At 44.6% G+C, this 13,850-nt stretch carries 11 protein-coding genes; all 11 read left to right on the top strand.

Annotated features, from left to right (window positions below):
- Window positions 1-576 precede the first annotated feature (576 nt).
- The 11 genes from KO473_RS02290 to KO473_RS02240 all read left to right on the top strand — a co-directional run bounded on the left by KO473_RS02290 (window position 577) and on the right by KO473_RS02240 (window position 13,839).
- Window positions 577-1,791, top strand: coding sequence for a site-specific integrase (locus KO473_RS02290; RefSeq protein ID WP_122130686.1), 1,215 nt, complete (start codon window positions 577-579; stop codon window positions 1,789-1,791).
- Between the two features lie 619 nt (window positions 1,792-2,410).
- Window positions 2,411-2,977, top strand: coding sequence for a DUF3575 domain-containing protein (locus KO473_RS02285; protein WP_101603003.1), 567 nt, complete (start codon window positions 2,411-2,413; stop codon window positions 2,975-2,977).
- Between the two features lie 15 nt (window positions 2,978-2,992).
- Window positions 2,993-4,105: a DUF3868 domain-containing protein gene (locus KO473_RS02280; RefSeq protein ID WP_122130685.1), complete on the top strand. Its 1,113-nt coding sequence runs from the start codon at window positions 2,993-2,995 to the stop codon at window positions 4,103-4,105.
- Window positions 4,106-4,109: 4 nt separating this feature from the next.
- Entirely contained in the window at window positions 4,110-5,246 is a 1,137-nt protein-coding gene (locus KO473_RS02275; protein WP_122130684.1) for a clostripain-related cysteine peptidase, read from the top strand.
- Window positions 5,247-5,482: 236 nt separating this feature from the next.
- Entirely contained in the window at window positions 5,483-7,132 is a 1,650-nt protein-coding gene (locus KO473_RS02270) for a DUF5029 domain-containing protein (RefSeq protein ID WP_122130683.1), read from the top strand.
- 95 nt (window positions 7,133-7,227) lie between these two features.
- Window positions 7,228-8,151: a FimB/Mfa2 family fimbrial subunit gene (locus KO473_RS02265; protein ID WP_005776551.1), complete on the top strand. Its 924-nt coding sequence runs from the start codon at window positions 7,228-7,230 to the stop codon at window positions 8,149-8,151.
- A 26-nt stretch (window positions 8,152-8,177) separates the two neighbouring features.
- Window positions 8,178-9,749: a fimbrial protein gene (locus KO473_RS02260; RefSeq protein WP_122130682.1), complete on the top strand. Its 1,572-nt coding sequence runs from the start codon at window positions 8,178-8,180 to the stop codon at window positions 9,747-9,749.
- An 18-nt stretch (window positions 9,750-9,767) separates the two neighbouring features.
- Entirely contained in the window at window positions 9,768-10,880 is a 1,113-nt protein-coding gene (locus tag KO473_RS02255; protein ID WP_005776553.1) for a hypothetical protein, read from the top strand.
- A 26-nt stretch (window positions 10,881-10,906) separates the two neighbouring features.
- Window positions 10,907-11,875 (top strand): fimbrillin family protein, encoded by a 969-nt coding sequence (locus KO473_RS02250; RefSeq protein ID WP_005819580.1) that lies wholly within the window; start codon window positions 10,907-10,909, stop codon window positions 11,873-11,875.
- 20 nt (window positions 11,876-11,895) lie between these two features.
- A complete protein-coding gene (locus KO473_RS02245; RefSeq protein ID WP_122130681.1) occupies window positions 11,896-12,873 on the top strand; it encodes a fimbrillin family protein in 978 nt (325 codons plus the stop codon).
- Between the two features lie 27 nt (window positions 12,874-12,900).
- Window positions 12,901-13,839 (top strand): fimbrillin family protein, encoded by a 939-nt coding sequence (locus tag KO473_RS02240; RefSeq protein ID WP_005808946.1) that lies wholly within the window; start codon window positions 12,901-12,903, stop codon window positions 13,837-13,839.
- Window positions 13,840-13,850: the final 11 nt, after the last annotated feature.

Here is a 13,850-nt window from a genome sequence, read left to right as displayed (position 1 = left end):
AGCAAACATTACGCTTTGCAGTGCAAAGATAAGTGCTGCTTCTGCGCTTTTTTAATGAAAGGAAAGCATTCTGAGTGTTATTTATAGTTGAAGTCTCGATAACTTCTGATTAACAAATAGCAGGTAATATGGGGTTCATGTTTTCTTATCGTGTATATACTTTTCATATATATCGCGTATATGGCGTAGGTTATTGTTTGTTGTGCTAATCGGGTAGTCGAAAGTTTAGATCATATGATACCCCATAATATCCATGCCTTTTTTATCCGGACAGATTTTTTTCTCTTCCCGGTGAAATAAAGAAAATCATGCAGGTAGTTCAAAAATAGCCCATTTCATCGATGGAAATCCGGTGTTGCATATTTGCGACACCCTGAAAAAGAGAGGTGTTGCAAAAATGCAACGGCTATTTTTAGGTCGTTTCCGGGGGCTGGGCTACATTTGCTCCTCTCTTCATGGAAGGGAGTACAAACAAAATGTATAAGATTTTTTAAGATAGTGAAGTCAAAAAGCTGCCAACATATTGATAGTGGACGTTGTTATACTTTTGCAAAATTTTCAAAAGTAAAAAAGAAGATGACCTCCATCACTCCACGGCTCAATCGCTCGCGCGAGGGTCGTGATGGCAGCTATCCACTCGTGATACAGATCATACGCCATCGAAAGAAAAGAGAGATTTATACGCCTTACCGATTTTGGGAGGCAGAGTTCAACACCCGTTTAGAAATGGTAGAGAATACCGGTGGCAATCGCCGTCGCCTGCTCACTGTTCGCGAAGCCAACGAATACCTTATATATATAAGGAAGGAGTTGACAGCTATTTGCGAATCGCTGGAAGCGGAGAAGGGGAGTGCTTATACGGTGGACGACATTGTACGCGTCTACAACTATCACAATGATTTGACCCAGGTACTGGTCTACGCCGACTCCGTGATAGCTGGTCTGGAAAATAAAGGGCGTCAGGGCACAGCCGCCAATTACCGTAGTGCCCGCCGGGCGTTCGAGTTGTTTGTGGGTGACCGTCCTTTCTCGTTCGAAGAACTGACCCCCGAAGTAATCGACCGCTTTGCCGACTTCCTCCGCAACCGGGGCAATCAGCCAAACACCATTTCGTTTTACCTCCGCCAGTGGCGTGCCATCTATAATCGTGCCTGTGCCGACCATGTGGTTTATACTGATCAGAAACCTTTCCGGAGGCTGAACCTTAAAGAAGAGGTGACTGCCAAGCGTGCCATTTCCCGCGAGAAGATTGCACGGATCGAGCAAGTCGATTTGACTGCTTCCCGTGCCGATATGCAGTTGGCTCGTGATCTGTTCCTGTTCAGTTTCTATACGCGTGGAATGTCTTTTGTAGATATGTGCTATATAAATAAGGAAAATCTGCAAGGAGACTACCTTTGCTACAAACGGCAGAAAACGGGACAAGAGTTGCGGATACGAATTGAAAACGGTTTGAGTGAGTTGATTGACCGCTATGCCGATTCTTCATCGGATTATCTGCTCCCGATGCTCCGCCGTGGTGACAGCTATCAGGATTACCGCCGACAGCAACGCAAGCTTAATAAACAGATCCGCGAATTGGGTGACAGGCTTCGGTTGGAGGTGCCGCTCACGTTTTATGTGGCCCGTCACTCCTGGGCGACCCTTGCTCATGCGAATGATGTGCCTGTCTCGGTCATCAGTGACTGCATGGGACACACATCGGAGAAGACCACGCGCATTTATTTGGATCGTATAGATACTACGCGGCTTGACAAGGCCAATCGGTTAGTGATAAACTGTCTTCGGTAAAGAGGGGGGGGAGGGCAAAAAAAACTCTTTCTTATAATGAAAGAGCCAACCGTGAGATACTCTCTGATCTCAAATAACTTTTGCAAAGATACATATTAAATTATTAATAAAGCAAATATTTTTTTAATTTTTTTTATTTTTGCTGTCAATTATTCATTTTCTCTTTCCATATATAAAAAAACATCCTCCTGTACACCTTCTTTTTGTCTACAGACTCTTCTAAGAAAGCATACACCGGTTTCTCACTATTTCTTTTCCAACGGTTTTCATCTGCCCGTCCCCACTGCTTCAGGCACATGCCGTTATCTATTCACAAGGATGATTAATCTGTTTATAATCAGATGTATGCAGGTCGTATGCCATCCTTTGTGTCGCTATTTTATGGCCCTTTCCGTCCATGTTTCTGAAATCGTTTCTGAGTCAACATCAAGCAATGCTCTATGAATCAGTGCTTTACTTTCATACTTCCTGCAATTGTTTCTGAAAATAAAAAAAATCAGAAACATTTCCGGATCGGTACTCTTTTATTTTTCTGTTTTACAGGAGGTTATGTTGGTAATTCTGAAGCTTTCCCTTTCATTATAAGAAAGAGTCCCTAATTATCAAACAAACCATAAATATGAAAAAGGTACTATGCACATTGGGGGTGATTGTTGCTTTACTTTTATCGTTTCCTTGTATAGGGAGCGCTCAGCAGTGGGGCTTGACTGCCAATGGTCTTTACTGGGCCACGGCTACTCCGAATGTAGGAGTCGAATATGCTTTTAGTTCAAAGATGAGTGTAGCCGGTCTTATTCAATATAATCCTTTTACGTACGCTAAAAACCGGAAAATGAAGCATTTGGTCGGGCAGGTAGAATACCGTTACTGGCTGAGTGAAGTTTTCAAGGGGCATTATCTGGGCGTGCATGCCACGGGAGGTATCTTCAACTTCGGTAACCTTCCTTTTGGTATTCTGAAGGACTATCGGCTTGAAGGCCAGTTGTATGGTGGGGGGCTTACTTATGGTTATCAGTGGATTATCAGCAACCGGGTGAATATCGGAGTCGATATCGGTTTGGGATACCTTCAAGTTGATTATGATAAGTTTTATTGTCCTACCTGCGGTGAGCGTGTCGATCATTACCGGACCGGTTATGTAGGCCCTACCAAGGTTGGTGTGTCCATTATCTATCTTTTAAAGTAGGGGAGGGGGCAAGACATGAATATCAGGCAAGCTTTTTTCATAAGTTTCTCATTTTTCATCTCTCTATCAGTGTTAGCGGCAGATAGATCTACGCAGCCTGTCCGTACAGAGGTGTATCGTTTGGAACGCCGGGACTCTGTCTTGTTGGTCGATCTGGCTGTCGACCTGACCAGCGTCCATCTGGCGCCGGACTGTACGGTCTATCTGTTTCCGCTACTCTCTTCGGGCAATGCCGCCGATTCGTTGTCGCTGCCTCCCATTGTGCTCAATGGGCCTCAAAGCGATTTGATGTATCGCCGACGCCGAGCCTTGGGCACTACTTCGGGATTGGAGAAGATTCCTCCTTATACTGTGCTTCGTGAGGGGGATCACGCCTTGCCCCACATTCATTATCGAATCGAAGTTCCTTATGCGGCATGGATGGAAGATGTGAAAGTGTGGATGCGGGATACCAATTGCAATTGCGATGCCCGCCTGGTGCCTTTTGCTATGCAGACAGAGCAGATACCGCCATTGATTGTAGAACGGGTGGATACTATTGTGATTCGTGACACCGTCCGGGTAGTTCCGGATGTATCTGAGCGGCTACCTGTGGTTGCGGATGCCTCTTCCTATAGGAAGGCGGTCCCTATTCAGGCGGGCTATGAAGCTGATATTTATTTTCCTACTAACGAAATGCGCATTCTTCCCGATCATGAGTTGAACCGTGCCTCTTGGATGCATTTCGTTAATCAGGTGGACTCTATTGAGCGGGATAACCGGAATTCCATATCGGGAGTTACTGTTACCGGCTACTCTTCTCCCGAAGGATATGCCTTGAATAACGAACGGCTGGCCGAGAAGCGTGCCAAAGCTCTTCAGGAGTTTCTTGAAAATAAATATGGCGAACGCATGGAGATCGCAGTTGAATGGGTAGGCGAAGATTGGGAACAGTTTGAGAAAGATATAGAACTTTCCGACCTTCCGGAGCGTGATGAAATTCTTTCAATCCTGCGTACCGTGAAAGATAACAATCAACGGAAAAAATCTTTGAAAACGCTGAATAAAGGGAAAACATTCGGAGTCTTGCTGCGGGAATATTTTCCGAAGCTCCGGCGAGTGTCATGTCGTATTAGATACGTAAAATAAGAATATGAAAAGAATGTATTACATAGGATATATGCTCTGCTTGTTGCTTGCCGGTTGTGTAGTCGGTGAGAAAGCGGACGGTCTGTTGGAGCAACGTCTGTCTGATCGTACCCTTTTGGTTTATATGGGAGGGGATAATGATTTAGCCGATGAGACCGACGAAAAATTGTCAGCATTAGCAGAGGCATGGGACAGGTTTCCGGGGCATCTATTGATTTATCAGGATAAAAAAGGAGCGGATAGTACCCGCTTGTTAGAGGTTTGTTTTGATGAACAGGGAGAAAAGGTAACAAAAATATTGGCTAAATATAAACAGGAGAATTCAGCCAGTGCCTCCGTATTTGCACGGGTTGTCAATGAGGCTATGGCCCGGTATCCTTCCGTTGATCCGGGATTGATCGTGTTCTCTCATACCAGCGGATGGCTGCCGGTAGCTACGGCAGTGGTTCCGGCCGGTACGACCCGTTCGGTTGTCAAGGATAATCATTCTGAAATGACTTTACAGGATTTTGCATCAGCCATCCCGGACGGCCAGTTCAATTTCATCCTTTTCGAAGGTTGTTTCATGGCCGGACTTGAGGTAGCATACGAACTGAAAGATAAAACACAATATGTGGTCGGGTCATCGGCCGAGATGCTTTCACCGGGCTTCACTCCGGTATACAAACAAATGTTTCCGTTGCTTTATAAAAAGGAAGCGGATCTGTCGGCAGTGGCTGCCGCCTATTATGATTATTATAACAATCTGGAAGGGGATTACCGTTCGGCTACCATCAGTGTGATCCGGACTAACGGCTTGGAAATGTTGAAGTCGCAACTTCGTGCAGCCGAGAGCCGGGTGGAACGTTGGGAGTGGATAGACCGTAGCGGCTTACAGAGTTTTGATCGTTTGCCGGATGGACAACATCTCTTTTATGACGCTTCGGCCTATGTGGAAAGGATTGGAAGCGCAGAAGAGTCTGCCGCTTTTGATGAGGTCTTGGAGAAAGCGATAGTCTATAAAGCGGCTACGGAGAACTTTATGCCACAGAGCCGGGGCGGATTTACGATTGGCGGTCATTGCGGCATGACATTGTATATACCTGATGCCACCGCTCCCGCATTGCTGACCGAAAGAAAGAAATTGAAGTTAATGCAATAATATACATAGTTCAAATTAATTAGTGAATGGTAATAATAGAATTAAAAAGTGATGGAAAGGAATCTTTGATTAACGAAACAGACAGTGACAGTTAACAGAACGATGGAACAGGGAGTATCCGCATTTTTCTCTCTGCCTTTCACCTTTCGCAGCCTGGAGGGGAGAAAGGAATAACCAAAGCGGATGAGCACATTAAATATTTCAAACTCATATTTATAATTAAATTTTTTAGTAACATGAAATTAAACAAATTATTTACATTTACATTGGCGGCCCTTGCAATGGCTGCATGTAGTAATGATGATGAACCGGGAATTGGCGGTGGCGGCCAAAAAGGTGAGATTATTGATGCCATCAGCATTGCTTTTACCAATTCTACAGCTCCTGCCACCCGTGCGGATAAAGGTGAAATAGAAGGAGTAGGCACTGAAAATAACGTGTATGTGGCCTATCTGTTTGCCAAAGAAAATGATCCGCAGCATGAAGGCGCGAAAGTAGGTGACTGGACTGTGAAGCGTGTGGCAGGTGACAATAATACGGAAGACAAGGATGTGGCAGCCGCAATCAATGACGGTGATGTTGCGACTCCCGGAACGAAGAAGAATATGTGTACGTTTAACGGTGTACGCCAGGGAGACAGTGTTTATGTGGTTGTGAATGATCCTCAGATGACCCTTGCTACCGCTCAGACATTGGCGCATCAGGGTGACAAGTCGGAAGCCGCTATCCGTGCGTATATCTCTAATCTCTCTAAAAGTTATCTGAATGAGCTGACTGTTGCTAAAGACGGAGCGCAGACTAAGAAATATATCATGGCAGGTGTGTCGGCTATTCCTACCAACCCGAATATCCCGAACGGATCTACCGTTAAAGTTTCGATTCCTCTGAATCGTGAATTAGCGAAGGTATTCTTTAATGCCTCTGTTACTACCAATCCCGTATACGAGGCTTATGGTAAGATGGCAATCAAAGATGCAGATTGGGAAAATCCGGTAGGTACTAAAGATCCCGATGGTATTGTCGTAGTGCGTATCCCGAGACGTGTTTCTCCGTTCACGGCACAGACTCGTGACTGGTATTTCCCGCAGAGTGCGGATGCAACTGCTAAAGACTGGGATGTGGAAGGCTGGTTGAAAGCATTTGCAGGTGAGAAAGAATCTGCACCCGGTACTGCAGAAGTTGCTGGAACGACTCCGGCATTGAATAACGGGGAATACAATGCTGACGCGAAAGAATATCGTCTGACATGGGTTGTTGGTGAAAAGGCGCTGGCTGATGGAGGTACTCCTGCAGCTGCTTCGATGGTATACGTTAAGAGTGACAAATTATATTCTCCTTATTTTTATGTAACTCCTAACTATGCGGATAATGCCGGTTGTGCTACTGTGGTAGTTACTCAGGCTACTTATATCGGTACAAATACCCTGCTTGAACCGACTATTACAGAACATATGTTGCAAGAAGCTTTGAACAATGATGATTTCAAAACTGCTACTTCTACTGACGGAACTGTCACCTATGATAAATTGGCTGCTGATTTCTGGAATACTGCTAAGAATGTAACAGCATTGGTTACGTTCCTGGAAACGAATGCGACATATAAACTTGCGTTGAGAGGTGAAACGGAACAAGCTAAGAAAGAAGCTGCTATTACGATTAAACCTAACGACAAACGTTACTATCGTGCTGATGTTGCCAACTATAGCGATGACGAAACAACCTCAATGAAGATTACCGAACGCAATACATTCTATCATATTACAGGTACTATTACTACTTTGGGTGCCAAGAGTATTGAAGATGCTATCAATTCGGATAATATTGACATGCTTGTACAGGTAGTTGTTAAGCCATGGAAATATGTTGTTAACAATATAAATATGTAATCAGAATCTCTTTTTTATATGATCCGGGGCGGGCAGAAAATCCGCTCCGGTTTATATCCCTTTCTTTTTCGGAAAGAGAAGAATACAAAACTAAAATGAAGAAACTGCTACCGATACTTCTGGGTGTTGCCCTATTGCTGAATTCATGTATTAAAGATGATATGGATGCTTGTGCCGGATATATGCACATCTATTTCAGCTATATTTATGGTGGAGCCAATCGTTTTTTTGAAACGGTTTCTACTCCTACGCAACTTCATTTTTATAAACAGAAGCATAAATATCGGGAACTGGAAATAGGTTTGGACGAAGTAGGATTGACCGAACCTTATCGATTCTTGAAAACCTTTGATGATATAGACAGTCTGGAACTGATAGCCTGGACACATGATGAGGCAATTGATTATGTAGATACTCCTGATACTCCCATAGGAGAGGGGTATGTGAAATTAAAAGAAATTACCGACGGCAGCGGAATCTGCCGGCCTGTAGACGATCTGTTGTACGGACGCATTGCCATAGATGCCGGTCTGCGTGAAAACCGCAATATTGTGACCATTCCGTTTGTACGTGCCGTATGCCGTACGCGTATAACAATGATTCCTCAGACAGTAGAGGATAAGGTCGTTGAAGAAGGAGGAACAACACGTGCCGCGAGCAGTATTATTCCTTCCCCCGAAGATTTTAAGTTCCACCTTTACGGTACGCGTAGTGGTGTAGATTATAATAATAAAGCAAATACGGACGAAGTGATACTTGAACCTGAATGTTACTACGAAGAAAGTACCGGAAATGTACTGACTCCCTGGTTCGGTTCTTTTTCATCGGAAGGAAAGTTCCTGAAGGTAGATGTGTTTATTCGTGATGAAAAGGTCGCTTCGTTTGATTGTGCTCCTATTGAGTTGACTTCTGTTCCGGGCAACTATGTTGACTTGGTGATTGACGGACATTATGTGAAGCCCGTTATGCAGGTTCGTGTCAATGGATGGAAAGTGGCGGCAATAGAAAGTAATATGTAAGTAAGCTGATAAAAGGAGAGTATAGCATGAAAAGAATTCTGATATGTCAACTGATGGTATTTCTGGCCGTGGCTTTGGTTTCGTGTTCGGATGATACTTCCGAAAGTATCTCTCAGAACCCGGATAAAGACATGTACCTCCGTGTGAATGTTCCCCGAACGTATGCTTCCGGAGCCGATGGGACGGATAACAAAGAGACGGTGATCAATGGCATTGACGTATTGGTGTTTGCTCCGGGAGTAGCCGACCGGGATCGGCTGTATCTGAAATCAGCATCCGAAGGAACTCCGGTTGCCGGTAAAAATACGTTTCAGGTGACTATGCCTGTGGGAGAAGGATTGGAAGTGCATGTATTTACGAATTGCCATGCAGAGTTGGTGCGTAGCGGTGCCTATAAAGGTTTAGGGATGGAGATGAATGCATTATTGGAAAAAATGGTATCCAAGGTGGAGAATAATCCGTCCGGGATAGATTGTTTGCCTATGCATGGTTTTTTGTCAGGAGTGACTGTTTCGAAAGAGTCGGTAGGACAAACTCTTAGTGTACCGGTGCTGCGTTCGGTAGCCGCTGTACAGGCAAAAGTGGATGACGCGCATACGGGAAATCCGGGTGAGTTGTTGGATAGCGATGGTAAGGTGATTTTTAAGTTGCGTGAGTTTTATGCTTATTTCCCGGCGGATAGCGGTAGGTTGGCTCCGTTAAAGGAGGCCTATGAAGTGGTTACCGCAGGTTCAGAAGACGAGAAAAAGACCCGTAATGTGGTTAAAACGACTTTACCCGCCAAATTAGGGGTTCGCCCGATAGGTGACAAGCTTTTTCAGAAGAGTGAGTCTTCTTTGCTCCTTGCCGGACCGCTCTATCTATACGAAAACACTTATTACTCGGATAACGGCTTTGATCAGCCCGGATATATTGCCGGCAACGACAAAGTGGCTACCACTCGTTTGGTGGTAGGCGGAATTTATGGAGACGACGCGGATGTCACTTATTACCGGATTGATCTGACGGATCCGGACGATCCGAAAAAACTGGTTGAACTATTGCGCAATCATAAGTACACTTTTCAGATTATGAATGTCTCGGGTCCGGGGTATGACAATCCTGACGATGCGGCTACGGGGGTACCGATGAATATCTATGTGAAAGTGATTGACTGGATAGACGTGAATACGGAAATTGATTTTGACCGTGAGAACTGGTTCTCTTCGGGTACAAAGAAGCTCGTTTTATCCGGCTACGCAGGTTCGCTGAAATCCATTCCCATAGAAAGTGATGTTGCGTTCGGTCCTTTCTGGCAGTTGAGTTTTGATGCGTCGAGCCCGGTTAACGGTAATGCGACGGTTGCACCTGTAAAGGTATCTGACGGTGCAGTGTCGGCCGTAATCTCTAATGAACGCTACGAGATAACTGTCACTGCGGGTACGCTTACCGTAAAGGCCAAAAAGTCTTATGGGGACCTTGCCGCCGGTGAGGCTTATGACGATGACTTCTATATAAAAGTAAAGAATTTGACAGTGCATTATAAACTGACTCAGGTAGACCGTTCTCCCGATGACTGGGGAAACGGAGGAAGCCAGGAAGATGAACTGCATAATTAAACATAGATTAGTTGGCTTATGAAACGATTTAAAAGAAATATACGGCAAGGATGTATGCTTCTAAGCGTATTTTGCTTGATGGGGGTTACAGCCTGTTCAAGTGAAGAGGGACGTGATATGCAGCCTGTCAAGCCTGTCGCTTTCACGCTGAACTATACCATCCCCGATGCTGATAATCCGGAAACAAGGGCATCCGATACAGGAGGGAAAATACCTGTGGCCCGTCCGGAGGAAAGTGTGATAAATGATGTAAAGCTCTTATTTTTCATTTACGATGAACATGGCAACGGGTTGTATGCCGGTTCCTTGCAGGGAACTGTCGATGGCAATCATCTGGCTAAGACAGGGAAAATATCGGTGATTATACCGGAAAGCGGAAGCATCGACAATCATACGGATTATAATGTATTGGTGCTTGCCAATGCTTCTGCTTATTTTCCCGGAATGGATTTTGATACATATTGTTCCGGACAGACTGAAAACTCAGTGCGGGTGCAACTTCGGGGAGATATGCCGTTGCAGTCAATAACGGACAGAACATATACCGTTACGGATAATAGTTTACTTATGAGCGGAACAACATTCAAGGAAGCAGGGAAGGATATGAGTGTACAGCTACTGCGTGCAGCCGTACGCATAGATGTCCGGGTGGCTGAGGATAAAAGGGGAACGGTTCTCTTGAAATCGGCTATGCTTCGTAATGTTTCACCGGTAATACCTGTATTTAATGATCCGCAGGATATGGCTTTCCTGCCGTTGACTTATGCAAATGAAAAAAATGCGTCAGAGCAATTCAGTATCATAGGCGGTTTGTATGCCACTGAGGTGTTGCGTACTCTCCATACTCCCTATCTGCTACAAACGCAGGCGGTGTGTCTGCTGTTGCAATGTGAAAAGTCTCCTTATAAGGGATGGTATCGGGTGAATATTAATATCGATAAAAATGATGTGCAGTATTTACGACGTAACAATGCTTATACGGTGATTATTAAAGATGTTTTGAGTCAGGGGGCTGACACTCCCGATGAGGCATACGGAGCGGGTAGTTTTGGTATAAAAACGGTCACTATACCTACCGATTGGAAAGTCCCCGATGGGATAGTAACTCCACCGGATGTAGAAGTGAATTGAATGATTTCATAAAAATAATAAGAACGATGATAATAAGGAAGTGTAAAATAGATTGTTTTCAGAAGTCCTGCATTCTTCTGTGTGTTGCGCTCTTCTCCTGTTCGCAGTATGACTGCGTTGTTCCGGGTGACGGAAAGACAGGAGAAGGAGAGCGCACTTCTTTATGCATAGGCGGAGTTTCAACAGGACGGTTAGAGGTACTTACGCGTTCGGCTGCTGAGCTTACTACAGTGACCGATGCCATCGGGGTTTTTCAGAAAAAAGATATCGCGAATGGTTACGAGGCCATTCATAACAGAAAATATACATATGGAACTCCATACTGGAAGACGGATGGGGAAGAACTGGTGTTGATCGATGGACCGGCGAAACTGACGGCTTACTATCCTTATAAAGAAGATCGGACAAGTAGTGTGGTGATGAACAGTGAACTCTATGCGGCTTCAAAAGAGATCTATTATTGTCCTTTTGAAGCTTCGAATACAACAGGTGCCGTAACGCTGAATTTACGCAGAGCCTATTCGCTCCTGAGATTTAACTTTATCAGAGGAGTAACAGATGTGGCTCAGAATAAAGGAGAGTATACCGGGAATGGCGAGATCAGTTCATTTACATTTTCTGCGGCTTTACGGATCACCGGAACACTGGATCTGTTTACAGGGATCGTTGAAGGAGGAGTGCAGGGGGTGATGTTCAGCTATACCGTTCCGATAACTATCGGAACCGCTGCAGTTCCTGCCGTTCTGGATTATATGGTAGTGCCTGCTGATTTTACCGGGGATCTTTCTTTTACACTAATAATAGATGGAAAGGAGATGAAAGGTAAGATTAGTGCTGCCGAGCTTTGTGGTACGAACAAGAAAATGGTGGAAGGGACAAAGTATGAGATAGATGTCATTATTCGTCCCACTGAAGTAGAGATAGGAACTGTGGATGTGGAAGGATGGGTAGAAGAGGCAGTCAAAGACTCCGGTAATCCGTTTGTGCCGCAATAAAGAGACAGAAAGGAATAAATATGTTTTTAAGAAAGCAGAGAAAGATGAAACACATTCTGGCAAATATCGGGATGGCAATAGTATTGATTGCCTGTAGCAACGGAGGGATGGATTCGGTGGATACCGGCGGGGAGGACGAGTATGTTCCTGTCAGAGTGGAAACAGTTGCGGACAATGGCGTTGAAACACGTGCGGTTGCTTTGTCAAATGCCAGCATAGGAATATTTCGCACGGCACCTTACACTGCTACGTTTCCGCAACAATATGATGTACAGTGTACTCACGACGGAACCGGATGGAGTTTGGCAGATAAACTATATGTTGGCGGTACGGACGCCTCTTTGCATGTCTATTATCCGTATGGTAAGGTCACTTTTAATGGTGATAATAGTACGGTTACTGCTTTGACAGTGAAAGATAATACGGCGGATAATGATTTTTGTTATGCCGATGCTCCTTTAGCGGCAGTCAATAACCGCAATCCGGTTGCTTCCTTTTTGCTGAAGCATGCTTATGCCGGTGTGAAGTTCAGCATTGCTTGTCATTCGACTTATCCGTTGAAGTGCAAGTTAACCAAGATTGTGATGAAACCCGCAACGAGCGGAAAGAGGTTTTATGTGGAACGTAGCATGGATATCAGTAAATCCGCTGCGGATGCGGGACAGTTGGGAGGGAGCACAGCTTCCGGTTGGACGCTGGATACATCTGCGCTTGCTATGGGGACAGCAGGGATAGCTCAAGGGAGTACGGATGTAAGTATCAGCAAATTGTTTCCTCCACAGGATTTTGAGGACAATACCCAACTGATATTGACAATTGATGGAAGTGAATATTCGGTAACGATTCCGTACGAGACTTTGAAAGCTCTGAAAGCCGGGTATTTATCTACCATTTTCCTGGAGGTCAAGGGTACGGGAGTAGATATTTCGGGAGTGAAAGTATATCCATGGGATACCTCTGTTGTACCCGGTGGTGATAACGATGCGACTTTAGATTAATAACTGATTGTAACAGAAAGGATAGTAATGAAAACCAAGTCTGATATGAAACCAATTATAATAGCCACTTTATCGCTGATTTTACTGGCGGGCTGTGGTAATGATGATTTTCCGGTAGAAGAACAAAAAGTTCCTTTAGAGATTGCTTCTGCATTTGTAACAGGTGACGTGCAGACACGTGCCGTCACGCCACAATTACTTACATCAGGTTCGATCGGAGTTTTTCTGGAAGGCGAATCCGGAACCAGTTATGTAAAAAAAGACAATATACAGTATGACTATAACTCCGGCTGGAAACCCAACACGGAAACAATTTATCTGGGTGGAGAGAATGCCAATGTGTGTGCTTATAAGAAAACAACGAAATTAGATTTGGCAACTAAAGAAGCTGTTTCTTTGACTTCTCAGATTTTTGACGCCGAACTTGATTTGGTATATGCAGGTAAGAAAACAGTGAATGGTACTTCTGCCGCTAAGAGCGTTGAGTTTATCATGGGACATGCTTATTCGCAAATCGAATTTGTCTTTAGCCGGGAGAATTATCCTAATACATGCAGAGTAACTAAAATAGCCATAAAGAACGCGAATATAATTGAGAATGCTACGCTGAACCTGGCAACAGCGGTTTATACATCGACTAAAATCAATGCTGCGTTCAGTTATTGGACAAATGTGGCAAAGCAGGCAGATGGCATTGTGGTTCCTGAATCGGGGACTATAAAAAGTAATGTACTGATGATTCCCTGTACATTGGCCAACAATGGAGATACAGGAGTGACACTGGAGTTGACGGTGGACGGTCAACTGATGACAGTTCCGGTTGCGTATACTAAATTGGGCGCATTAACCAAAGGCATTATTCATCAGATCAGCCTGAAACTGAAAGGTACTGCACTTGAACTGAGTGTGAAAGATACTCCGTGGGATAATCAACCGGTAGATGGTGAATATAATCCGGAACCATAAAAAGGAAGGAT

The organism is Bacteroides sp. HF-4919, from assembly GCF_018860125.1.
Note: the sequence above shows the minus strand (reverse complement) of the source record. Positions and strands in the feature narration are given on the sequence as shown.

Bases quoted from the DNA above. Each gene is read 5' to 3' on its own strand.
- KO473_RS02290 (WP_122130686.1), top strand. From the start codon at position 577: ATGACCTCCATCACTCCACGGCTCAATCGCTCGCGCGAGGGTCGTGAT.
- KO473_RS02285 (WP_101603003.1), top strand. From the start codon at position 2,411: ATGAAAAAGGTACTATGCACATTGGGGGTGATTGTTGCTTTACTTTTA.
- KO473_RS02280 (WP_122130685.1), top strand. From the start codon at position 2,993: ATGAATATCAGGCAAGCTTTTTTCATAAGTTTCTCATTTTTCATCTCT.
- KO473_RS02275 (WP_122130684.1), top strand. From the start codon at position 4,110: ATGAAAAGAATGTATTACATAGGATATATGCTCTGCTTGTTGCTTGCC.
- KO473_RS02270 (WP_122130683.1), top strand. From the start codon at position 5,483: ATGAAATTAAACAAATTATTTACATTTACATTGGCGGCCCTTGCAATG.
- KO473_RS02265 (WP_005776551.1), top strand. From the start codon at position 7,228: ATGAAGAAACTGCTACCGATACTTCTGGGTGTTGCCCTATTGCTGAAT.
- KO473_RS02260 (WP_122130682.1), top strand. From the start codon at position 8,178: ATGAAAAGAATTCTGATATGTCAACTGATGGTATTTCTGGCCGTGGCT.
- KO473_RS02255 (WP_005776553.1), top strand. From the start codon at position 9,768: ATGAAACGATTTAAAAGAAATATACGGCAAGGATGTATGCTTCTAAGC.
- KO473_RS02250 (WP_005819580.1), top strand. From the start codon at position 10,907: ATGATAATAAGGAAGTGTAAAATAGATTGTTTTCAGAAGTCCTGCATT.
- KO473_RS02245 (WP_122130681.1), top strand. From the start codon at position 11,896: ATGTTTTTAAGAAAGCAGAGAAAGATGAAACACATTCTGGCAAATATC.
- KO473_RS02240 (WP_005808946.1), top strand. From the start codon at position 12,901: ATGAAAACCAAGTCTGATATGAAACCAATTATAATAGCCACTTTATCG.